General features: G+C 72.2%; 21 protein-coding genes. 6 read left to right on the top strand and 15 right to left on the bottom strand.

Annotation, left to right across the window (positions count from 1 at the left end; translation table 11 throughout):
* Positions 1-54 precede the first annotated feature (54 nt).
* Positions 55-1,383, top strand: coding sequence for a DNA recombination protein RmuC (locus tag ACX80K_RS08315; protein ID WP_459271357.1), 1,329 nt, complete (start codon positions 55-57; stop codon positions 1,381-1,383).
* A gap of 125 nt (positions 1,384-1,508) precedes the next feature.
* On the opposite strand, the gene ACX80K_RS08310 is transcribed toward ACX80K_RS08315, so the two are convergent.
* On the bottom strand, positions 1,509-2,606 hold the full coding sequence (locus ACX80K_RS08310) for a 4-hydroxy-3-methylbut-2-enyl diphosphate reductase (protein ID WP_459271356.1): 1,098 nt from the start codon (positions 2,604-2,606) through the stop codon (positions 1,509-1,511).
* A 61-nt stretch (positions 2,607-2,667) separates the two neighbouring features.
* The gene (locus ACX80K_RS08305) at positions 2,668-3,510 is read right to left on the bottom strand and encodes a hypothetical protein (protein ID WP_459271355.1); all 843 of its coding nucleotides are present in this window, start codon (positions 3,508-3,510) and stop codon (positions 2,668-2,670) included.
* Positions 3,511-3,710: 200 nt separating this feature from the next.
* Between ACX80K_RS08305 and xseA the strand changes: the two genes are divergently transcribed.
* Entirely contained in the window at positions 3,711-5,006 is a 1,296-nt protein-coding gene (gene xseA, locus ACX80K_RS08300) for an exodeoxyribonuclease VII large subunit (RefSeq protein WP_459271354.1), read from the top strand.
* 154 nt (positions 5,007-5,160) lie between these two features.
* Positions 5,161-5,397, top strand: coding sequence for an exodeoxyribonuclease VII small subunit (locus tag ACX80K_RS08295; protein ID WP_459271353.1), 237 nt, complete (start codon positions 5,161-5,163; stop codon positions 5,395-5,397).
* Positions 5,398-5,449: 52 nt separating this feature from the next.
* Here the strand turns inward: ACX80K_RS08295 and ACX80K_RS08290 are convergent, their stop codons facing one another.
* The 9 genes from ACX80K_RS08290 to ACX80K_RS08250 all read right to left on the bottom strand — a co-directional run bounded on the left by ACX80K_RS08290 (position 5,450) and on the right by ACX80K_RS08250 (position 14,241).
* A complete protein-coding gene (locus ACX80K_RS08290) occupies positions 5,450-5,821 on the bottom strand; it encodes a VOC family protein (protein WP_459271352.1) in 372 nt (123 codons plus the stop codon).
* 78 nt (positions 5,822-5,899) lie between these two features.
* A complete protein-coding gene (locus tag ACX80K_RS08285) occupies positions 5,900-6,754 on the bottom strand; it encodes a polyphosphate kinase 2 family protein (RefSeq protein WP_459271351.1) in 855 nt (284 codons plus the stop codon).
* A 35-nt stretch (positions 6,755-6,789) separates the two neighbouring features.
* Complete coding sequence (locus ACX80K_RS08280) at positions 6,790-8,007, bottom strand: pyridoxal phosphate-dependent aminotransferase (RefSeq protein WP_459271350.1); 1,218 nt, start codon at positions 8,005-8,007, stop codon at positions 6,790-6,792.
* Positions 8,008-8,086: 79 nt separating this feature from the next.
* Positions 8,087-9,052 carry an ABC transporter substrate-binding protein gene (locus ACX80K_RS08275; protein WP_459271349.1) on the bottom strand — a complete coding sequence of 322 codons (966 nt, stop codon included), beginning with the start codon at positions 9,050-9,052 and terminating at the stop codon, positions 8,087-8,089.
* Complete coding sequence (locus tag ACX80K_RS08270; protein WP_459271348.1) at positions 9,049-9,795, bottom strand: ABC transporter permease; 747 nt, start codon at positions 9,793-9,795, stop codon at positions 9,049-9,051. The genes ACX80K_RS08275 and ACX80K_RS08270 overlap by 4 nt, the downstream gene beginning before the upstream one ends.
* Positions 9,795-10,514 carry an ABC transporter permease gene (locus ACX80K_RS08265; RefSeq protein ID WP_459271347.1) on the bottom strand — a complete coding sequence of 240 codons (720 nt, stop codon included), beginning with the start codon at positions 10,512-10,514 and terminating at the stop codon, positions 9,795-9,797. The genes ACX80K_RS08270 and ACX80K_RS08265 overlap by 1 nt, the downstream gene beginning before the upstream one ends.
* Positions 10,515-10,516: 2 nt before the next feature.
* Positions 10,517-11,635, bottom strand: a complete 1,119-nt coding sequence (locus tag ACX80K_RS08260; RefSeq protein WP_459271394.1) for an ABC transporter ATP-binding protein — start codon at positions 11,633-11,635, stop codon at positions 10,517-10,519.
* 290 nt (positions 11,636-11,925) lie between these two features.
* Complete coding sequence (locus ACX80K_RS08255; protein WP_459271346.1) at positions 11,926-12,930, bottom strand: N-acetylglucosamine kinase; 1,005 nt, start codon at positions 12,928-12,930, stop codon at positions 11,926-11,928.
* A gap of 69 nt (positions 12,931-12,999) precedes the next feature.
* Positions 13,000-14,241 carry an MFS transporter gene (locus ACX80K_RS08250; protein WP_459271345.1) on the bottom strand — a complete coding sequence of 414 codons (1,242 nt, stop codon included), beginning with the start codon at positions 14,239-14,241 and terminating at the stop codon, positions 13,000-13,002.
* A 164-nt stretch (positions 14,242-14,405) separates the two neighbouring features.
* Between ACX80K_RS08250 and ACX80K_RS08245 the strand changes: the two genes are divergently transcribed.
* Both ACX80K_RS08245 and ACX80K_RS08240 read left to right on the top strand, forming a co-directional pair.
* Positions 14,406-14,888 carry an Lrp/AsnC family transcriptional regulator gene (locus ACX80K_RS08245; protein ID WP_459271344.1) on the top strand — a complete coding sequence of 161 codons (483 nt, stop codon included), beginning with the start codon at positions 14,406-14,408 and terminating at the stop codon, positions 14,886-14,888.
* Between the two features lie 46 nt (positions 14,889-14,934).
* Positions 14,935-15,810 (top strand): alanyl-tRNA editing protein, encoded by an 876-nt coding sequence (locus tag ACX80K_RS08240; protein ID WP_459271343.1) that lies wholly within the window; start codon positions 14,935-14,937, stop codon positions 15,808-15,810.
* On the opposite strand, the gene ACX80K_RS08235 is transcribed toward ACX80K_RS08240, so the two are convergent.
* The 4 genes from ACX80K_RS08235 to galU all read right to left on the bottom strand — a co-directional run bounded on the left by ACX80K_RS08235 (position 15,807) and on the right by galU (position 19,905).
* Entirely contained in the window at positions 15,807-17,078 is a 1,272-nt protein-coding gene (locus ACX80K_RS08235; RefSeq protein WP_459271342.1) for a phosphotransferase, read from the bottom strand. The two genes, ACX80K_RS08240 and ACX80K_RS08235, sit on opposite strands and share 4 nt — an antisense overlap.
* Before the next feature lie 58 nt (positions 17,079-17,136).
* Positions 17,137-18,099: a hypothetical protein gene (locus ACX80K_RS08230; RefSeq protein ID WP_459271341.1), complete on the bottom strand. Its 963-nt coding sequence runs from the start codon at positions 18,097-18,099 to the stop codon at positions 17,137-17,139.
* 258 nt (positions 18,100-18,357) lie between these two features.
* Positions 18,358-18,987 (bottom strand): GNAT family N-acetyltransferase, encoded by a 630-nt coding sequence (locus tag ACX80K_RS08225; RefSeq protein ID WP_459271340.1) that lies wholly within the window; start codon positions 18,985-18,987, stop codon positions 18,358-18,360.
* Between the two features lie 15 nt (positions 18,988-19,002).
* The gene (gene galU, locus ACX80K_RS08220; RefSeq protein ID WP_459271339.1) at positions 19,003-19,905 is read right to left on the bottom strand and encodes a UTP--glucose-1-phosphate uridylyltransferase GalU; all 903 of its coding nucleotides are present in this window, start codon (positions 19,903-19,905) and stop codon (positions 19,003-19,005) included.
* A 57-nt stretch (positions 19,906-19,962) separates the two neighbouring features.
* On the opposite strand from galU, the gene ACX80K_RS08215 reads away from it, so the two are divergent.
* Entirely contained in the window at positions 19,963-20,610 is a 648-nt protein-coding gene (locus ACX80K_RS08215) for a 5-formyltetrahydrofolate cyclo-ligase (protein ID WP_459271338.1), read from the top strand.
* The last annotated feature ends 59 nt before the right edge of the window (positions 20,611-20,669 follow it).

Below are 20,669 nucleotides of genomic sequence, written 5' to 3'. Positions count from 1 at the left end.
CGCCGTCCGGCGGCGTCGTGCCTGATTGTCGGAGGTTCCTGCGACAGTGTGGGCATGAGTACAACCGCAGTCCTCCTCGTCCTCCTCGCCTTCCTGCTCGGTTGCGCCGTCGGCGCGTTCCTGGTGGCCCGTACGCTGCGGCCGCGTACGGACGAGCTGCGCACCGAACTCGACGACGCCACGGCGCGCCTCGGGAGCACGACGACGGAGCTCGCCGCGGCGGCCGCCCAGCGCGATCTCCTGCAGCAGCACGCCCGCGAGCTGACCGGCAGGACGTCCACCGACAACGACGTCCTCCGCGCCCTCGCCCCCGTGGCGGAGAAGCTGACCCAGGTCCAGCGGCAGGTGGGCCTGCTCGAACGGGACCGCGTGGAGCAGTACGGGCAGCTCGCACGGCAGCTCGAGGAGTCACGCGAGGCGGACGCCCTGCTGCTGGCGACCACCTCCTCCCTCGCGGGCGCCCTGCGCAGCAACAGCGCGCGCGGCCAGTGGGGCGAGGTGCAGCTGCGGCGTGTCGTGGAGGCCGCGGGCATGCTGTCGCGCGTCGACTTCCTCGAGCAGGTGTCCTTCGCGGGCGTGGACGACGGCGAGCGCGCGCGGCCCGACATGGTGGTGCAGCTGCCGGGCGACAAGCAGCTCGTCATCGACGCCAAGGTGCCGCTGAGCGCCTTCCTCGCGGCGCAGGACCTGCCGGGGGCATCGGACGAGCGCGGGGACGCCGGCACGCAGCGCGGCGAACTGCTGAAGCAGCACTCGAAGGCGCTGCGGGCGCACGTGGACGCCCTCGCGCGGAAGAAGTACTGGGAGGGCGCCGGCAACTCCCCGGAACTCGTCATCTGTTTCATCCCGGTCGAGTCCGTGCTTTCCGAGGCACTGCGGGCCGATCCCGAGCTGCTCGACTACGCCTTCTCGCGCAGTGTCGCCCTCGCCTCCCCCGTGTCGCTGCTCGGGATCCTCAAGGGCGCGGCGTTCAGCTGGCGGCAGGCCGTGCTCACCGACAACGCCCGCGAGCTGTTCGACCTCTCCAAGCAGCTGTACGAGCGCCTCGGCACCATGGGCGGCCACGTGACCCGCCTCGGCACGTCCCTCAAGACGTCGGTGGAGCGCTACAACTCCTTCGTCGGGGCGCTCGAGTCGAGGGTGCTCCCGACGGCCCGGCGCATCGGCGCATTCGACTCGGCCTCCCTCGACGCCGTCCAGGCGGCGGTGGAGGGCGCCGGTGACGTGACGGACGGTGCACAGGGCGCCGACGTCAGCCTCCTCGGCACGGCACGCGCGCAGCGCGCCGGCAGCGCCGGATCCTCGGACCGGGCAGCAGCGACGATCGACGCGACGCCGCGCTCCCTGACCGCCCACGAGCTCCTGGAGGAGTCGGCCGGCTGACCACCGGTACCGCCACCGGTATCGTGCCCCGGCGCGTGCCTGCCGTCCCGTCGCCGGACGCGACGACGGCGGCCCCTCGCGAGGAGGGGCCGCCGTCGTCCCGGGGTGCGCGGTGCGCTGCCGGGTCAGTTGAGGGAGGAGCGGTCCTGCCGCGGGCCCCGACCGCCGATGGCCGGCGTGGAGTCGCCCATGGCCTTCAGCGCGGCGCGGATCTCCTTGGGCAGGGAGAAGATGATGTCCTCCTGCGCCGTCACGACCTCCTCGACCTCGCCGTACCCGTATTCCGCGAGCAGCCGCAGCACGTCCTGCACGAGGTTCTCCGGCACCGAGGCGCCCGAGGAGATGCCGACGGTCGCCACCCCCTCGAACCAGGACTCGTCCACCTCGTTGGCGAAGTCCACGCGGTGGGCCGCCTTCGCACCGTACTCGAGCGCGACCTCGACCAGGCGCACCGAGTTGGAGGAGTTCGCGGAACCGACCACGACGACGAGGTCGGTCCGGGGTGCGATCTTCTTGATCGCGGCCTGGCGGTTGGACGTGGCGTAGCAGATGTCGTCGCTGGGCGGGTCCTGCAGCGTGGGGAAGCGTTCCTTGAGCAGGTTGACGGTCAGCATCGTCTCGTCGACGCTCAACGTGGTCTGGGAGAGCCAGATGAGCCGTTCCGGGTCCCGCACCCGGACCTTGTCGACGTCTTCCGGTCCGTTGACGATCTGGATGTGGTCGGGGGCCTCCCCGGCGGTGCCCTCCACCTCCTCGTGGCCCTCGTGGCCGATCAGGAGGATGTCGAAGTCGTCCCGAGCGAAGCGCTGCGCCTCGCGGTGCACCTTGGTGACGAGCGGGCAGGTGGCGTCGATGGTGCGCAGGCCGCGGTCCTCGGCGGACTGCACGACGGCGGGCGAGACACCGTGGGCGGAGAAGACGACGAGAGCGCCCTCGGGGACCTCGTCGGTCTCGTCGACGAAGACGGCGCCCTTGGCCTCGAGCGTCGACACCACGTGCAGGTTGTGCACGATCTGCTTGCGGACGTACACGGGCGGACCGTAGTGCTCGAGCGCCTTCTCGACGGCGATGACGGCCCGGTCCACGCCGGCGCAGTATCCGCGCGGCGCGGCGAGCAGCACCTTCTTCTCCCCCGCCACCGGCGCGGCGGCGAGCACGTCCTCGGGAGAGCGACGCCTGCGCGGGATGGTGGGCATGGGGACCTGAACGGTGGTACTGGTCATGATCCGATTCTAGCGGCTCGGCCCTCCCCTGCCCGCGGATCGCGCGCCGCTCCGCTGTGAGCTAGGCCCTACGGCGTCGCCCCGGGGCGAGCCGCCAGACGACGCCGAGAACGAGCGCGAGGACGCCTCCGACGATCACCGGCATGCTGGATGCCGCGATGTCCGCCCCTGCCCGTTCGGCAAGGCCCCCGAGGAAGACGTCGGCGATCGCGTTCGTCCCGGGAACGCCGGCAGCCGCTGCCGGCACCCACGCCCCTGCGAGCAACCCGAGCACGCCGATCCCCAGCACGCCGATCCCGAGGAGCGCGAGGGTGGTGCCGCGGCGTCGTGCGACGACGATCGCCAGCAGGCCCAGCACCACCGCACCCGCGAGGTACAGCCGCCACCCCTGCACGGCGTCGGCGAAGGCACTGAGCATCCCGCCGCGTTCGAGGGCTCCGACGTCGATCGTCGTGTCGTCGGGCACGGGCACGTCGACGCCCAGCCGTCCTCCGACGTCGTCGGCGAGAAGCTGCGCGACCGGCCCGAGGTCGAGGGTCAGGACGGCGGGTGCCTGCTCCCCGGGACCGGGCGCCCGGGCGAAGGTGAAGGCGTGGGACAGGCGCAGCGTCTCCGTCCAGGCCGCGGGGTAGCCGGACGACCCGGTCACCGCCCCCGCAGCATCCTGGATCACCGGTCCGAGAAAGGACTGGAGCTGTTCGGGCAGACCGCTGGTCGCCGTGACCTCCTGCGCCAGCGACTCCGAGAGCGTCGCCTGGAAGTCGGGGTCGTCCCCGAGGGGAGCGGCGAGCGCGATGAAGCCGGTCTCCTCGACGAGGTTCTCGTCGAGCCAGGCGGACATCAGCCCTCCGGCCGTGACGACGAGCGCGAAGAGGGCCAGGAGGGCAGAGACGAGGGTCCGCATGGAATCCTTAGGGAGAGGTCTAGTGCTCGATTATGCCCGTCCGCCCGCGCCCGGGGCGCAGCGGCCCGTCGTCCGGACCCCGCCTGCGATGCACATGGCGGGCCGGGGGGACCCCCTGTGGGTCGGGGGTGGTAGAGATGGACAGTGTATTTCCGCGGAGCAGGACCGGGAGCATCGAGCTCCCCGAGGACAGGACAGCCATGACGAGCGAGGAACCGCGTGTGCCGACGTCGGGCGCCCCCGATACGGCCCGGCGGACGACGACCGTTCCCGCGACGGCCGCCGAGACCTCGCCCGATGCGCCGTGGCCCCTGCACCTGCTGTCCGAGAAGCTCAAGGCGCACATCGAGCGCGCCCCCGCCGCCTGGGTCGAGGGACAGGTCATCGAGCTGAACCGCCGCGCGAGCATGTGCTACATCACCCTGCGCGACGTCGACTCGGAGGTCTCGCTCTCGCTCTCGGTCTACGGCTCGGTGATGGAGCGGATGGCCTCTCCCCTGGACCGGGGCTCCCGCGTCGTCGCGCGGCTCAAACCGGACTTCTGGGTCAAGACCGGGCGGCTGTCGATGCAGACCATCGACATCCGGCCCGTGGGTATCGGCGATCTCCTCGCCCGCATCGAGCGCCTGCGGCAGGCGCTGGCCGCGGAGGGACTCTTCGCGGCGGCCCGCAAGAAGCCGCTGCCGCTGCTCCCCCACCGGATCGGGCTCATCACCGGGCGGAACTCGGACGCCATGAAGGACGTCATGCGGAACGCGGCGCTGCGGTGGCCCGCCGTGGAGTTCGAGGTGCGCGAGGTGGCCGTGCAGGGGGTGAGCAGCGTCGCCCAGGTCTCCGCGGCACTGGCCGAGCTCGATGCCCATCCGCAGGTCGACGTCATCATCATCGCGCGCGGCGGAGGGGCGCTCGAGGACCTCCTGCCGTTCAGCGACGAATCGCTGGTCAGGGCCGTCGCGATGGCGGCGACCCCCGTCGTCAGCGCCATCGGACACGAGGCCGACCGACCGCTGCTCGACGAGGTGGCCGATCTCCGCGCCTCGACACCCACCGACGCGGCGAAGCGCGTGGTCCCGGACGTGACGGAGGAGCTCGGGCGCATCCGGCAGGCGCGGACGGCACTGGAGCGGTCCATCCGGGTCCTCGTCCACCGCGAGAGCGAGAGCCTCGCCAACCTGCGCTCCCGGCCGTCCCTCGCGAAGCCCGAGGGGATGATCGACGTGCGCGAGGCCGACCTCGAGCGGCTCCGTTCCCGTGCGCTGCGGTCCGTCTCCGCCTCCGTGGAACGCGACGCCGACTCGATCCACCACCTGCGGGAGCGTGTGCGCTCCCTGTCGCCGCAGAAGACGCTCGACCGCGGCTACGCGGTCGTGCAGCGGTCCGACGGGCACGTGGTCCGGCAGCCGGACGACGTCGGGACCGGGGACGCGCTGAGGATCCGCGTCGCCGGAGGGCAGATCGCGGCGGTCGCCCAGGGGCCGTCGGGCGGACCGCCGTGAGCCGCGGTGCCGCGCGGCCGGAGGGCTCGGACGCCGCCCCGCCCACCGGCGGAATGCGCCCCGCCCCCGCCCCTTCGACCAGCGGAACGACCAGCCGAACGACCAGCCGAACGACGATCCGGGTACCGGGTACCCGCCAGACGAGGAAGACGCCATGACGGAGAACAGCAGGCAGCAACCGCAGCGGGCCGACATCGACGCGCTGTCGTACGAGCAGGCCCGGGAGGAGCTGGTCGCCGTCGTGGCGCGGCTCGAGGCCGGCGGGGTGAGCCTCGAGGAGTCCCTGGCCCTGTGGGAGCGCGGCGAAGCCCTGGCGGACCGCTGCGAGGCCTGGCTCGAGGGCGCGAAGGTCCGGCTGGCCGCGGCGCGGGACAAGGCCGAGGGCCAGTAGCCCGTCGTGGCACGGGCCCGCTGCCCGACCGGCGGCGGCGCCCGAGGGCCCGTCACCTCCGGTCGGGGAGCTCCTGCAGGGCCCACGCGTTGCCGTCGGGGTCCGCGAAGTACACGAACCTGCCCCATGGCTGCTCGTCGACCTCGGTCGCCTCCACGCCGCGGCCGACCAGCTCGGACCGGGCCTGCGCGGCATCCGCCACGACGACCTGGAGGCCGCGCAGCGAGCCCGGCACCATGTCGCTGATGCCGTGGCCGAACGCGATGGAGCAGGCGGATCCGGGCGGTGTGAACTGGACGAACCGGATGTCCTCGCTCACCCGCGTGTCGTGGTCGAGCACGAAGCCCGCCTGGTCGCGGTAGAACGCGATGGAGCGGTCCACGTCGCTGACGGGCACGCCGATGAGTTCGATCTTCCAGTCCATGATGGCCTCCGTGGGGGTGGTGGAGCCTCCAGACTAGGAGGAGATGCGGTCAGGAACGGTCCGCGGCAGCCGGCCCGATCAGGTGGCGGCGAGGCGCCGCTTCTCGGCCTCGACGTCGAACGTGGCCCGCGGCCAGCTCAGCTGCATGTCCTCGAGGGTGGAGGTGAGCAGGTGCTGGACCGCGAGCCGGGCGTACCACTTGCGATCGGCGGGCACCACGTACCAGGGGGCGTCCGGTGTGCTCGTCCGTTCGACGGCCACCTGGTAGGCCTGCTGGTACTGGTCCCAGTAGGCGCGCTCGTCGACGTCGCCCGGGTTGTACTTCCAGTGCTTGTCCCTGCGCTCGAGGCGCTCGGTGAGCCGCACCTTCTGCTCGTCCCTGCCGATGTGGAGCATCACCTTGAGCACGCGGGTCCCGGAGGCGACGACGTCGGCCTCGAAGTCCCGGATCGCCGCGTACCGCTGCTCGACCTCGGCAGCCGGCGACAGTCCGCGTACCCGGTGGACCAGGACGTCCTCGTAGTGGGAACGGTCGAACACCCCGATCAGGCCTGCCCCCGGCAGCTGCGGGCGGATGCGCCAGAGGAAGTCGTGCTGCCGCTCCTCGTCGGTGGGCGCCTTGAACGCGTGGTGCTGCACACCCTGCGGGTCCACCAGCCCCATGACGTGACGGACGATCCCGCCCTTGCCGGAGGTGTCCATCCCCTGCAGGACGAGCAGCACGGCGATCCCGCTCCCGGCCCGGCTCTCGGCGAACAGCTTCTCCTGCAGGGACGACAGCGCGCCGGCACCCTCGGCGAGGGCCACCTTGCCCTCCTCCTTCCCGCCGGCGAATCCCGGGGTGGAATGCGGATCCACCGCCGCGAGCGAGAAGTCGGGCCCCGCCAGGAGGAGGCGACGCATCTCGGGGGTGCTGTCGGTGGTCGGTGCCATGGGTCCTCCTGCTGGTCGGGGCGTGGCGGGGCCGCTCAGGGCCGGTAGGTGGAGAGGAAGTCGGCGAGCCGTCCGATGGCGTCCTCGATGACCTCGACGCTCGGCAGGGTGACCATCCGGAAGTGGTCGGTGTGCACCCAGTTGAAGGCGCTGCCGTGCGAGATGAGGATCTTCTGCTGCTTGAGGAGGTCCAGGGCGAACTTCTCGTCGTCCTTGATGGGGTAGACCTCGGGGTCGAGCTTCGGGAAGAGGTACAAAGCGCCCTGCGCCACCTCGCAGCTCACGCCGTCGATGGCGTTCAGCATCGAGGCGGCCTTGTCGCGCTGCTGCCGCAGGCGACCGCCGGGCAGGATGAGGTCGTTGATGCTCTGGTGCCCGCCGAGGGCCGTCTGGATCGCGTGCTGCGCGGGGACATTGGCGCACAGGCGCATGTTGGCGAGGAGGTTGATGCCCTCGATGTAGTTCGCGGCGTCGCGCTTCGGCCCGGAGATGGCCATCCAGCCGCTGCGGAACCCCGCGATCCGGTACGCCTTCGACAGCCCGCTGAAGGTCAGGCAGAGCACGTCGTCGCCCGTCACGGAGGCCGCGTTGATGTGCACCGCGTCGTCGTACAGGATCTTCTCGTAGATCTCGTCGGCGAAGACGATGAGCCCGTGCTCGCGGGCCATCCGCACGATGGCCTCGAGGACGGGGCGCGGGTACACCGACCCGGTGGGGTTGTTCGGGTTGATGAGGACGATGCCCTTGGTGTTCGGCGTGATCTTCGAGGCCATGTCCTCGAGGTCCGGCCACCAGTGGTTGTCCTCGTCGCACAGGTAGTGCACCGGGGTGCCGCCGGCGAGGGCCACGGAGGCCGTCCACAGCGGGTAGTCGGGTGTGGGGATGAGGATCTCGTCGCCGGTGTTGAGCAGGGCCTGCATGGAGAGGGTGATGAGCTCGCTCACCCCGTTGCCGAGGTACACGTCGTCGACGTCGATCGAGGTGATGCCGCGGCTCTGGTAGTACTGCACGACGGCGGTGCGGGCCGAGAAGATGCCCCGGGAATCGCTGTAGCCCTGCGACCTGGGCAGGTTGCGGATCATGTCCACGAGGATCGCGTCGGGCGCCTCGAAGCCGAAGGGCGCCGGGTTGCCGATATTGAGCTTGAGGATCCGGTGGCCCTGGGCCTCCATGGTCATGGCGTGTTCGAGCAGCGGCCCCCTGATGTCATAGAGGACGTTCCGAAGCTTTTCCGACTGCGCGTAGGTGGCCATTGGATCAGAATGCCACAGCAGGGGCCCGGGACGCGGCAGCATGACGCCGTGCCCGGACCCCTGCAGGAAAGCGGGAGGATCAGCCCGCGAGACCCTTCTCCGTCAGCCAGTCGGCCGCCGCGTCCGCCGGGTTGCGCTTCTCGGAGCCGCTGACCTCGCGGTTGAGCGAGAGGAGGTCCTCGGTGGTCAGCTGGGCCGACACCTCGTTGAGGGTTTCCTGCGCCTGCGAGCTGACGGTGTCCGTGTTGACGAGCGGGAGCACCTGCTGCGCGATGAAGTTGTTCTCCGGGTCCTCGAGGACCACGAGGTCGTTGTCCTCGATGGACGGCGTCGTCGTGTAGATGTCGGCCGCCTGCACGTCGTCGTTCAGCAGCGCCTGCAGGGTGATGTCCCCGCCGCCGTCGTTGATGGCCTCGAAGCCGCCGGGCTCGCAGCCGTACTTGTCCTTGAGGCCGGGCAGCCCGTACGCGCGCTCCTGGAAGGTGCTCGGGGCGCCGATGGTGATCTCGCCGCAGACCTCCGCCAGATCGGCGATGGACTCCAGGCTGTACTTCTCGGCGGTCGCCGCGGTGACGACGAGCGCGTCCTTGTCCTCGGCCTTGGAGGGCTCGAGCACGCCGAGCTTCACGTCGGGCGACTTCGCGGCGAGAGCGTCGGGCAGGGCCGCCAGGATCTCGTCGGCGGACGCCGCGGTCGCGGCGGGGTCGGCGAAGAGCAGCAGGTTGCCGCCGTATTCGGGCAGGATGTCGATCGACCCGTCCTCGAGGGCGGAGTAGTAGATCTCGCGCGACCCGATGTTGGGCTTCGTCGTCGCCTCGACGCCGGCGGCGTTGAGCGCCCCCGCATAGATCTCGGCGATGATCTGGCTCTCGGGGAAGTCCGCCGAACCGACGACGACGGAGCCCCCCTCGGACCCGGCGGTGGTCTCCGCTCCCTGCGGGTCGCTGCTGGCACCGCAGGCGGTCAGCGCCAGCGCGGCCGTCAGGCCGCCGGCCAGTCCTCTCAAAGCACGCCGGGTGGCGCGTTGCGCCGACTGGTTCTTCATGGTGTTCCTCCTTGTGCACCGGCGACGGCCTTCTGCCGACCGGACTCTCTGGTTTTCACTGTGCCGGAGACCCGTAGGCCCGGGGGAATGGCGAGTCTCTGCAGGAGACCCAGCAGCAGATCGACGGCGATCGCGAGGACCGTGATGACGACGGCGCCGCCGAAGAGGCGCCCGTAGTCGGCGAGCTGGGTCCCCTCGACGAGGAACACCCCGAGCCCGCCCAGGTTGATGAAGGCGACGACGGCCGCGGTGGCGATGACCTGCAGGACCGCGGCCCGTACTCCGCCGAGGACGACCTGCAGCCCGTTGGGCACCTCGACGCGGAAGAGGATCTGCAGCTCGCCCATGCCCATGCTCCGGGCGGCGTCCACCACGCTGCGGTCCACCGACGCGATGCCCGCGTAGATGCCGCTCAGCAGAGGGGGGACGGCGAGGAGGACGAGCGCCCAGATGGGCGGCATCAGCCCGAGCCCGGCGAGCAGCGTGAACAGGAAGACCATGCCGAGCGTCGGGAGCGCCCGGAGGATGCCGACGCCGGAGACGATGACGACGCGGCCCCGGCCGGTGTGGCCGACATAGAGGCCGATCGGCACGGCGATGGCGAGGGCGATCACCATGGTCAGCCCGGTGAACCCGAGGTGCTCGACGATGCGCGTGGGGATGCCGCGCTCGCCCTCCCAGTTCGCGGGGGCGGTCAGCCACTCCCACATCTGCACGAAGAGGTTGTCGCTCGAGTAGTCCATCAGGCGCCCGCCACCCTGGCCTCGAGGGCGACGGCCCCGTCGTCCGGCCCGCCGCCGGCTCCCCGACCGCCGCCGGACCCGCCGCGGGCGCTCCGCGCCCAGCGGGTGAGCAGCCGCTCGACGAGCACGAGGGCGAGGTCGAGGACGAGGGCCAGCAGGAGGATGATGACGATGCCCACGGCGATCTCGGTCGGGAACGACCGGAACAGTCCGTCGGTGAACAGCGTCCCGAGGCTCGGCACCCCGATGAGCGCCCCCACGCTGACGAGCGAGATGTTCGTGACCGAGACGACGCGCAGGCCCGCGAACAGCACCGGCAGGGACAGCGGGAGGTCCACCGTCAGGAACCGGCGCAGGGGCGTGTACCCCATGGCGACCGCGGCCTGGCGTACGCCGTCGTCGATCGAGTCCAGGGCGTCGAGCGTGGACCTCACGAGGAGGGAGAAGGCGTAGACCGACAGCGCCACGATGACGTTGACCGGGTCGATCACCTTGGTCCCGAGGATCACCGGGAGGAAGACGAACATGGCCAGCGACGGGATGGTGTAGAGGATCGAGGAGCCGGTCAGCAGCACCGACCCGATCAGCGGATTAAGCCGGGCGAGCTGGGCCAGCGGCACGGCCGCGAGGACGCCGAGGAGCAGCGGGACGATCGCCTGGAACAGGTGGAGCCGCGTGTGCAGCCAGATGAAGTCGAGGTTGGAGAGGAACCAGTCCACGGTCAGACCGCCGTGTCGTGCTGGGCGCGGCCCCGGTCGAGCCGCGCGGCCTCGATGAGCTCGAAGACCTCGGCGGCCCGCACCACGCCGACGGCGCGTCCGTCGTCGTCGACCGCCACGCCGAGGCCCGAGGGCGAGGACAGGGCGGCGTCGAGCGCGCGGCGCAGCGAGTCGCCCCGGGTGTACAGGGACCCGCCGGGCACGGCGTCCGCCTGCCGCGTGATGCCTGCACGCGTGGCCTGCGGGATCCAGCCGTGCGGGCGGCCCTCCTCGTCGACGAGGAGGGTCCACGGCGAGCGCACCGGGACGGTCGGGTCCGCGAGGCGCCCCGGGTCGATGGTCTCGACGGGGTGGATGGTGACGCCGTCGCCCTCCTGGAAGGAGAGGTGCCGGAAGCCGCGGTCGCGTCCCACGAAGCCGGCGACGAAGTCGTCCACGGGAGCGCGCAGGATCTCCTCGGGAGCGGCGAACTGGGCGAGGCGCCCGCCGACGGCGAACACCGCCACCTTGTCCCCGAGGATGGTGGCCTCGTCGATGTCGTGCGTCACGAAGACGATGGTCTTCGCGAGATCGCGCTGCAGGCGCAGCAGCTCCTCCTGCAGTTCGGCGCGGACCACCGGGTCCACCGCGCTGAACGGTTCGTCCATGAGGAGCACGGGCGGGTCCGCCGCGAGGGCCCGTGCCACGCCGACGCGCTGCTGCTGGCCGCCCGAGAGCTGCACGGGATACCGGCGGCCGAGGTCCGCAGCGAGCCCGACGACGTCGAGCAGTTCCCGCGCACGCCTGCGTGCCTCGGCCTTCCCGACGCCGTTGAGGCGGGGGACGGTCGCGATGTTGTCGAGGACGGTCCGGTGCGGGAGGAGCCCGGAGGACTGCATGACGTACCCCATGGAGCGGCGCAGCTCCGCGGCCTTCTGCCGGCCGATGTCCTGTCCGTCGAGGAGGATCTGCCCGGAGGTGGGTTCCACCATGCGGTTGATCATGCGCAGGGAGGTGGTCTTGCCGCAGCCGGAGGGGCCCACGAAGACGGTGATCCTCCCCCGGTCGATGTCCATCGAGAGGTCCTCGACGGCGGGGCGTCCGCTGTCGTAGGTCTTGGTGACGTTGCGGAACTCGATCATGGGGCGGCCGGAGGCATGCTCGGGGGGTGTCATGGCAGCTGTGCCTTTCCTGGCAGGAGCTTCTCGGCCGGGCTGCGCCCGCGGGCCGCACGAGTGCGGGTCCGGCTTGCCGTCTGTGGGTCGCTGGGCGGGGGCGCAGCGGTCAGTTCAAGCTGTCGGAGGTTCTGAGTCTAACCATGACTTCGGAGCAGACAAGACCGCATATTGGTCGGAACCTGGACACGCTCGTGTTTCCGCTGCCGGCCGGACCGCCGGCCGGTCCGCCGCGGGTCCTCCGGACCGGCCCGGCCCTACCCCGCCGTGAGGAAGCGGACGCCCATGACGGGATCCTCGTCGAGGAACACCACCCGGGTGATGTCCACGGCCGCAAGGCGCTTCCGGAGGCGTTCCTGCAGGTCCGGCTGGTGCATCGCGAGGCCGCCACCCAGGACCACCGGGCCGGGGACACCGATCACCGAGGCGACGTCGAGGACGAGGCGCGTCAGGTCCGTGGCGGCGCGGTCGAGGATGTCCGCGGCGTCGTCGTGGCCGCCCCGCGCCGCGTCGAACACGGCTCTCGACTGCGCGGCCCAGTAGGTCCGGCCGGCCCCGGAGTGGAAGAGTCCGATCAGTTCCGTGGGCGTGGCAACACCGTTCAGCTCCAGCACTGCCGTGTCGAGGGCGTCGGGCTCCAGCCCGACGTCGTGCCGGTGCAGCGCGCGCCGTACCGCCTCGCGTGCCACCCAGTACCCGCTGCCCTCGTCACCGAGGAGGTAGCCCCAGCCGCCCGAGCGTGCCTGGCGGCCGTCCTCCGTGACGCCCCAGGCCACGGAGCCGGTCCCGGCGATCACGCCGATACCCGCCCGCGCTCCCCCGGCGGCGAGGATGAGGCGCGTGTCGTGGACGACCTCGATCAGGGCCCCGGGCGCGTGGGGTGCGATGAGGGTGCGCAGGCGGTCGGCGTCCGCGGCGGTGTCCACCCCGCCGGATCCGGCGACGACGCGCCCGATGTGGCCGGCGGGCTGCCCGGACAGGAGGTCACGGAAGAGGTCGCCGAGGCTTCGGGCCGCCGCGTCCCGGGTCACGTTCTGCACGTTGGCACTCCCGGCCCTGGACTCGGCGACGAGGGTGCCGTCGCGCCAGAGCGCGCCGTGCGTCTTCGAACCGCCGATGTCGAGGCCGACCACGAGGGCCGCGGCCTGCCCGGTGGCGCCGCGGGGGGCGGAGCCGGTGTCCGTGTCGGCCGAGGAGACGGGCGGACGGGGAGAGTGACCGGACGGGTGGCCGGAGGGCTGGGGTGGCGGGATGTTCGGCATGCCTACAGGGTACAAACAGCGGCGGGCCACCCGGCACCGCGGCGGGAGGAAGTGCGTGGCGGCGGCGGGCTACCGTGCGGCGCGGAGCCGGACGGCGAACGAGCCGGTCGCGAGGACCGCGCACACGCCGGCGACCGCGAGCGCGAACACCGTCACCGAGGCGTCCAGGCCCCAGATGCCGGCGGCTGCACCGAGGCCCAGCACGGGCACGGCACTGCCGAGGTAGGTGATGACGTACACGGCACTCACCGTCTGCGCGTGCAGCGCCGGCGCGACCTTCACGGACACGTCGTTGAACACCACCCGGAAGGCCATGCCCTGCCCGGATCCCGCCACGACGCATGCTGCGACGAGCAGCGGCAGGCTGCCCGTGGCCTCCGCGACCGGCAGGAGCCCGACGCCCAGCGCCATGCCCGTGAGTCCCACCGGCACGACGAACCGCCCGCGCGGCGACAGCAGCTGGCTGACGGCGGAGGACCCGAGTACGAGGGCAGCGAGGAGGCCGATGACCGGCCGCGAGGTCGTGCCCGCGATCCCCGCGAACCACGTGGGGGCGAGGCTCAGCGTGAAGCCGAAGACGGCGAAGCTGAGGAAGCCCACGGAGGACGCGGTCCAGAAGGACCGGCGCGCCTCCCGGGACACCGCAGGCCGGCGGGGACGCAGCACGGTCAGCGGGTTGCGCCCCTCCGCCGGCTTGATCGCGGGCCGCGCGCGCAGCAGGACGAGCGGCACGAGGAGGCTTGCGAGCACCACGAGGTAGACGAGGAAGGGGGTCCTCGTGGGGGCGGGCAGGAGGGAGAGGAGTCCGCCGATCACGGGCCCCGCCGCGACTCCCCCGGCGGAGGCCATCAGGGTGAAGCGGGAGGCCCAGTCGGGACGCGAGGGCAGGAGGTCGCGGAGCGCTGCCGCACTCGCACCCACGGCCAGGGCCACGGCACCGCCCTGCAGGACGCGGCCGGCCGCGAGCATGGGCAGCGACGTGGCGACGGCGAACAGCGCGGCCCCGACCAGGCCGAGGACGACGGCGATGACGAGTGCCGCCCGCCGGCCGATGTGGTCGGACCAGTGCCCGGCCAGGACGAGCCCGCCGATCAGGGCGATCACGTACGACGCGAAGGCGACGGTGACGGCGAAGGGGGTCAGTCCGAGGTCCGCCTGGATGAGCGGGTAGAGGGGCGTGGCGAGGTTGGCGCCGATCAGGAGGGTCGAGATGACCGTCACGGCCAGCGCGAGGCGGACGGCGAGCGACGCGTCCCAGCTGCGGCGCTCGGCGGGCGCCGGTCGCATCCGCAGCTCGTTGATGACGCTCATACCGCTTCTCCTCGCTCGCACGCGCCCACACTAGGCGCTTCCGGGCAGGTGTGTGCCCGGACTTCTATAGGATGGGACGGATTGCACGCGCTGCTGCGATACCTGCCTCGCTTTTGAGCGCTGTGCGCAACACAGGCGCGGCCGACTGACGGGAAGTGAGCTTCATGAGCAAGCTGGACAGACTCGACCTGCGCCTGCTGCTCGAGCTGGTGAAGGACCCGCGGGCGCAGGTGAGCGAGCTGGGCGAACTGCTCGGCGTGGCCCGCAACACGGCGCAGACCCGCATCCGCCGGCTGCTCCGCGCGGGGATCCTCCGCACCGGCGGGCGCGAGCTGGACCTCGAGGCGCTCGGCTACGACGTGGTCGCGTTCATCACCATCGAGGTGGCCCACCGCGAGCTCGACGGCGTGATCGCCGCACTGCGCACCCTGAACCAGGTCCTCGAGGTGCACGAGATCTCGGGACGTGGCGACGTGTGGTGCCGGGTGGCCGCCACGGATACCCACCACCTGCAGGCCGCCCTGCGCTCGGTCCTGAAGATCAAGGGGGTCATCCGCACCGAGACGGTGCTCGCGCTGCACGAACACATCCCCTACCGCGTCGAGCCCCTGCTCGAACGGCTCGCGCAGCGGCCCGCAGACACCTGAACCGACCGAGTCCCCTTACCGACTCCGCCCTACCGAGGAGAGCACCATGGCCCTGCCCACCACCGACACCCGCGTGACCTACCCCCAGGGCGCCGTCGGGTCCACGTCTCGCGTACTACACGTCGAGCCCCGCGAGGACGGCCGGCACGCCGTGCTGCTGGACACCACGGCCTTCCACCCCGTCGACTCCGCCTGGCCGGACCAGGGCGCCGACCGGGGTGACCTCCAGGTCGCCGGGCGCAGTCTCCCCGTGACGGACTGCGTGGTCGGTGCCACGGACGGCACCACGCTGTACCTCGGCGCGGAGTCGCCCGTCCGGAAGGGCACCGAGGGCTGGGCGTTCGTGGTCGTGCATCTCGTCGAGGGGGACGCGCCGTCGGAGGGCGACGACGTCACCGTGCGGGTGGACGCAGCCCACCGCGCCGCCGTGTCCGCCGGGCACACCGGATGCCATCTCGCGTCCCTGGCCCTCAACCGCGCGCTCGCGGACCGCTGGAGGAAGGACGTGGCCGCGGACGCCCTCGGCGCCCCGAACTTCGACGCCCTGGCCATCGACACGACGGTGATCGGCGAGTTCGGCTCGGTCGACACGTACCGGCTCGGCAAGTCCCTGCGCCGGAAGGGCTTCGGCACGGAGGACCTGGACGCCGGCGCGACGGCCGACGCGGTGAACGCGACCCTCGCGGCGTGGACGGCGACCGGCGCGTCCATCGGCATCGCGGCGGACGGACCGGGCCTCACGGACCGGCGACGGTGGGTGTGCGACCTGCCGGGAGAACGCGCGGAGATCCCCTGCGGCGGCACGCATCTGACCTCGCTGGCGGGCCTCGACGTGTCCGTGCGCCTGGAGGCGGCGGACTCGGACGGGACGCCGGTGATGGTCATGCGGACGCGCGCGGTGCCGCGGGCGTCGGCCGCCTAGGCGCGCCCGGCCCTCCCCGCGCCGAAGGATTGCACCTCGGCGAGGAACCGCTCCGCGACCTCGAGGCGCGAGAGCCCCTCGGCGGGGCCGCCGTCCGCTGCCCGCCGCCGTGCGCCGGCGATGAGCGTGAGGCTCACGGCGGCGGCCCTGCTCCTGAGCGCCGCGGGGTCGACGTGCTCGTCGAAGGCCTGCAGGAAACGCTGCAGCGCCCGCGGGACGTGGGTGTACCCGGCATGCAGCCCCGGCAGGACGGCGATGTGCCCGATGAAACAGGCGAGATCGTCCACGAGGCGTCCGGGCCCCAGCGCGTCGACGTCCAGCAGCCCGGACACCCTGCCGTCCGTCATCAGGAGATTGCCCTCGTAGAAGTCGCCGTGGGTGGGGACGAGCGGCCCGCCGTCGCTCGAGCGGACGGCCCCGTCGATGCCCGCTGCGAGAGCACGGATGCGTTCGGCCTCCGCGGGCAGCGCGGCCACCGCGCCCTCGCCGTAGTCGCGGACCCGTGCCGCCCACGGCGGGCGGGCGGGCAGGGAGAGCACGGCGGGGGGCAGTGATGTCAGGACGCGGACGAGGGCCTGCGGGTCGACACCGGCCGCGCCGTCGCGCATGAGCAGGTCGGCGAGCGGCGTACCCGGAGCGGGATGCATGGCGACGACGTCCTGCACCGGGTCGGCCGCGAGGGCGGGTGCGGGCACCCCGGCAGCCCGCAGCATCCGGTGCCTGTCCGCCAGGGGCCCGGCAGCTCCCTGCCGCAGGACCTTGAGGTACCGGCGCTCCTGCCCGTTGTGGGCGAGGACCACGGCGCGGCGCAGGGGGCGATAGCTGCGCAGGTCGAGGACGGTCTCCGTGGTGCCGTGACCGGGGTCGAAGGCGAGTGCGGCGACGCGCTCCCCGTCGAGGGCCAGCGGGAGTCCCGGAAGGAGCGGATCGGCGGGATGCACCCAGACGGCGAGGGCATCGGTGCCCCTGCGGCGGAAGACGACGACGTCGTCCCCCGGGTGCGGGACGGAGCACGAGGAGATGCACGCGTGGGTGGGCGCGGGAAGGGTGCGCCCGCGCCGGCCGGCGGAGCGGGCGGGGACGACCTCGACGGCGTAGACGCCCGTGACGCCCGCCCCGGGTCGGTGGTGGAGGGAGCCGAGCTGCCAGGACTGCAGATCCCAGCCGGTCCTGGCGAGGGCCCGCCGCAGCAGGCTCGAGGGTGCACCCGACTCGAGGAGCGCCAGGGTCGCCTGCTCACGGACGATGCCCGCCTGCCGTGTCCTCATGGGATCCCCGGGGGGTCCTGCGGGCGAGGACCTTCGTCCCCTGCCATGTCGCGCCGGGTCAGGCGCGCCGGCGCTGCAGGACGTCGTCGAGGTTGATCCGTCCCGTCGCAGGGGCCGCTACGTCCGCCTCGCGATCGGTCTCCTCGGTGGCGGCGATCCGCGCAGCGGCCTCGGAAGCCTTGATGGGCGTCCTGGTGGTCGGCTTCGGCGCCTCGGGGAGATCCAGCGGCGCGGGGGCCTGGCGCTCGGCCTTGGCCGCGTCGACGTAGGTGGGACGGGGGACGTCCACGGGCGCCCACTCCGGCGACCCGGTCGGCCCGGCGGAGGTGTCGTCGGCGGTGTCGGCAGCGGTGCTATCGGCGGTGTCGTCGGCGGTGCTATCGGCGGTGTCGGCGGTGCTATCGGCGGTGTCGGCGGTGCTATCGGCGGTGTCGTCGGTGCGGCGCGTAGCGGCGGCGTGCTCGGTGTCGGCTTCCGGCTCGGTCTCCGCTTCCGGCTCGGTGACGCGGGACATGCTCCGGACGTCGACGAGGGTGGAACCGTGCGCCACGGCGAGGGCGGCGGTCCGCAGTTCCATGGGCGTGAGGCGGCGTGCGCCGGCCTCCTCCGCGTCGAACAGCCGAGTGGGGCGGCGGGGGGCGACGGCGGCGGGCAGGACCGCGGGTTCGGACGCGGCGGGGGCGTGGACGGGCGCCATCGCGTCGTGGAACGCGCGATCGACACGTGCACGCCGGCGGCGCACGGCGAGCATCCTGAGCGCCGCGACGGCGGCGGCGGCCACGGCCAGGCAGAGAAGCGGGACGAGGAAGGACACGACGTCGAGCAGTCCGAGCACGAGGGTCACCAGCGTGGCCGCGAGTGCCACGAGGCCCACGAGGGCGACGCCGAGGCGCCCCTGGCGCGGGCTGAAGGCGGGGATGCCGGCGCGGTCCGGGCCGGTCCGCGTCGCGGGCGCGCCCGGCGTCGGGGGCAGGACGCGCGTGGGTCCCGAGAGGTGTGCGTCGTCCTGTGGCGCGGTCATGGTCATTCTGCTCCCTGCGGGACGGCCGGTCCCGGCTCGTGGCGATCGGTGTGAGCTGCCGGCAGGCGCCGGCAGGGTCCTCCTGAGGACGGAAGGGGCTACCCAGACGAGCCACAACCCGACGATTGCGGCGAGCACCAACGAGCTATCCAGGGAGTAGACCACACCTAGAACCGTAGGAGCAGTCCACCCTCCGTCCCGGCATTGGCCGCGGTGTGTCGGACCCGGATATGCTCATGCCGGCATCGGCTCCCCTCCTCAGCCCCTGTGCGGCCTCCCGCTCTCCAGCCAGGGCTCCAGCAGGCCGCGGGGGACCTCCTCGGCGGTCAGCGCGAAACTCCGGTGATCCGCCCACTGTCCCGCGATGTGCAGGTAGCGGGGGCGCAGCCCTTCGTCGCGGAACCCCAGCTTCTCGACGACGCGCAGACTGGCCTGGTTCTCGGGGCGGATGTTGATCTCCATCCGGTGGAGTCCGAGCTCGCCGAAGCAGAAATCCGTGGCGAGGGCCACCGCCGTCGGAGCGATCCCCCGGCCGGCACGCTCGGCGTCCACCCAGTACCCGAGGGTCGCCGTCATCGCCGATCCCCAGGTGATCCCCGAGACGGTCAGCTGGCCCACCAGCCGGGCGTCGCGCGAGTCGGCAGGCTGCTCCGTGATGAGGAAGGGGAGCGCCGATCCCGCCCGGGCCTGCCCGGTGAGGGAACGCACCATCTGGTGGTACGTGGGCAGGAATCCCTCGGGGTCCGGGTTGGAGGCCTCCCAGGGCGCGAGCCACCGGGCGTTGCGGTGCCGCAATGCCGTCCAGGCTGCCTTGTCCCGATGGCGGATGGGCCTCAGGACGAGGGAACCCGTCCTGAGGCTCACGGGCCAGCTGGTCGCCGACCACATGCCGTGCGCTCCGTGCTAGTCCGGGAGGTTCTTGCTGAAGTCCCTGATCCACTCGCGCAGGTCCGGGCCGAGGTCCTCCCGCTCGGAGGCCAGGGTCACCACGGCCTTCAGGTAGCTCAGCTTGTCGCCGGTGTCGTAGCGGCGGCCACGGAAGACCACCCCGTACACGCCGGAGCCCTCGCCGTCCGCGGCTGCGAGCGTCTGCAGGGCGTCGGTCAGCTGGATCTCGCCACCACGGCCCGGCGGGGTCGTCTCGAGGACCTCGAACACGCGCGGGTGCAGCACGTAACGGCCGATCACCGCGAGGTTCGACGGCGCGTCCTCGATGGACGGCTTCTCGACGAGCTGGTTGACGCGCACGTGGTTCTCGCCGTCGATCTCTGTGATGTCCGCGCAGCCGTAGGCGCTGATCTGCTGCGGGTCGACCTCGATGAGGGCGATCACCGAGCCGCCCGTGCGGGCCTGGACCTCGATCATCGTCTCGAGCAGGGGGTCGCGCTCGTCGATCAGGTCGTCACCGAGCAGCACGGCGAACGGCTCGTCGCCGACGTGCAGCCTGGCGCGGAGCACGGCATGGCCGAGGCCCTTCGGGTCGCCCTGGCGGAGGTAGTGGATGTCGCCGAGTTCGGAGGGCCTGCGCACCGCGGCCAGCTTGTCGTGGTCGCCCTTGGCCTCGAGCGTCTGCTCGATGAAGGGCACGCGGTCGAAGTGGTCCTCGAGGGCCCGCTTGTTGCGGCCCGTGATCATGAGGACGTCGGACAGGCCGGCGTCGACGGCCTCCTGCACGACGTACTGGATGGCGGGCTTGTCCACGACGGGAAGCATTTCCTTCGGCATCGCCTTCGTGGCGGGAAGGAAGCGGGTCCCCAGGCCGGCCGCGGGGATAACGGCCTTCGTCACACGTGATCGCAAAGTCATGAGCACCACACTACATAACGGGCGTGGTAACCCCGGGCGGCCCGCCACAATGGTGGGATGACCCTCGAGGAACGTGATAGGGCGAAGCTCCGCCTGCGGACGTCGCTGCGCGCCGCGCGCTCGGCGCTGCAGCCGGCCGACCGGCACGACCAGGCGCGGGCCATCGCCCGCTCCGTCGTCGAGTACGCGACCGCCCTCCCCTCCGACGCGGGGCCAGGAGGGCGCCCCACGATCGCGGCGTACCTGGGCCGCGATCCCGAGCCCGCCACGGTGGAGCTGCTGCACGAACTGCACGGCCTCGGTTTCGGTGTCGTCGTGCCGGTGTGCGAGCCGGACTACCGGTTGTCGTGGGTGGACTGGGTGCCGGGCGTCGCCCTCCGGAAATCGGTGCGTGCGCCGGTCGACGAGCCGACGGGCACCCGCCGGCCCTTCGGGGAGCTACCCGGTGTGGGCCTGATCCTCGTGCCCGCCCTCGCCGTCGACAGGTCCGGGCACCGCATCGGCCAGGGCGGCGGCTACTACGACCGCTTCCTCGCGAACCATCCGCCGGACGCCCCCGGAGCCGTGGCCCGGCTGGGCGTGGTCTACCGGTCGGAGCTGCTGCCGGGCGGCGCCGTCCCCACCGGACCCTTCGACCAGCCGCTGGGCGGGGCCTTCACGGCGGACGGACTGCACCGCTCCGAAGCGGTCGGCGGGTCCGTGTAGACTGGCACTCGACCCCGGAGAGTGCCAAGATCAGCGATCGGAAGAGCCGCCCGGGGGCC

It is taken from the genome of Arthrobacter sorbitolis (genome assembly GCF_054510995.1).
Note: the sequence above shows the minus strand (reverse complement) of the source record. Positions and strands in the feature narration are given on the sequence as shown.

Coding starts and splice junctions, on each gene's coding strand:
- ACX80K_RS08290 (WP_459271352.1), bottom strand. CDS start 5,821: ATGGACTGGAAGATCGAACTCATCGGCGTGCCCGTCAGCGACGTGGAC.
- ACX80K_RS08285 (WP_459271351.1), bottom strand. CDS start 6,754: ATGGCACCGACCACCGACAGCACCCCCGAGATGCGTCGCCTCCTCCTG.
- ACX80K_RS08215 (WP_459271338.1), top strand. CDS start 19,963: ATGACCCTCGAGGAACGTGATAGGGCGAAGCTCCGCCTGCGGACGTCG.
- ACX80K_RS08305 (WP_459271355.1), bottom strand. CDS start 3,510: ATGCGGACCCTCGTCTCTGCCCTCCTGGCCCTCTTCGCGCTCGTCGTC.
- xseA (WP_459271354.1), top strand. CDS start 3,711: ATGACGAGCGAGGAACCGCGTGTGCCGACGTCGGGCGCCCCCGATACG.
- ACX80K_RS08225 (WP_459271340.1), bottom strand. CDS start 18,987: ATGTGGTCGGCGACCAGCTGGCCCGTGAGCCTCAGGACGGGTTCCCTC.
- ACX80K_RS08250 (WP_459271345.1), bottom strand. CDS start 14,241: ATGAGCGTCATCAACGAGCTGCGGATGCGACCGGCGCCCGCCGAGCGC.
- ACX80K_RS08240 (WP_459271343.1), top strand. CDS start 14,935: ATGGCCCTGCCCACCACCGACACCCGCGTGACCTACCCCCAGGGCGCC.
- ACX80K_RS08255 (WP_459271346.1), bottom strand. CDS start 12,930: ATGCCGAACATCCCGCCACCCCAGCCCTCCGGCCACCCGTCCGGTCAC.
- ACX80K_RS08310 (WP_459271356.1), bottom strand. CDS start 2,606: ATGACCAGTACCACCGTTCAGGTCCCCATGCCCACCATCCCGCGCAGG.
- ACX80K_RS08235 (WP_459271342.1), bottom strand. CDS start 17,078: ATGAGGACACGGCAGGCGGGCATCGTCCGTGAGCAGGCGACCCTGGCG.
- ACX80K_RS08280 (WP_459271350.1), bottom strand. CDS start 8,007: ATGGCCACCTACGCGCAGTCGGAAAAGCTTCGGAACGTCCTCTATGAC.
- ACX80K_RS08270 (WP_459271348.1), bottom strand. CDS start 9,795: ATGGACTACTCGAGCGACAACCTCTTCGTGCAGATGTGGGAGTGGCTG.
- ACX80K_RS08295 (WP_459271353.1), top strand. CDS start 5,161: ATGACGGAGAACAGCAGGCAGCAACCGCAGCGGGCCGACATCGACGCG.
- galU (WP_459271339.1), bottom strand. CDS start 19,905: ATGACTTTGCGATCACGTGTGACGAAGGCCGTTATCCCCGCGGCCGGC.
- ACX80K_RS08230 (WP_459271341.1), bottom strand. CDS start 18,099: ATGACCGCGCCACAGGACGACGCACACCTCTCGGGACCCACGCGCGTC.
- ACX80K_RS08315 (WP_459271357.1), top strand. CDS start 55: ATGAGTACAACCGCAGTCCTCCTCGTCCTCCTCGCCTTCCTGCTCGGT.
- ACX80K_RS08275 (WP_459271349.1), bottom strand. CDS start 9,052: ATGAAGAACCAGTCGGCGCAACGCGCCACCCGGCGTGCTTTGAGAGGA.
- ACX80K_RS08245 (WP_459271344.1), top strand. CDS start 14,406: ATGAGCAAGCTGGACAGACTCGACCTGCGCCTGCTGCTCGAGCTGGTG.
- ACX80K_RS08260 (WP_459271394.1), bottom strand. CDS start 11,635: ATGATCGAGTTCCGCAACGTCACCAAGACCTACGACAGCGGACGCCCC.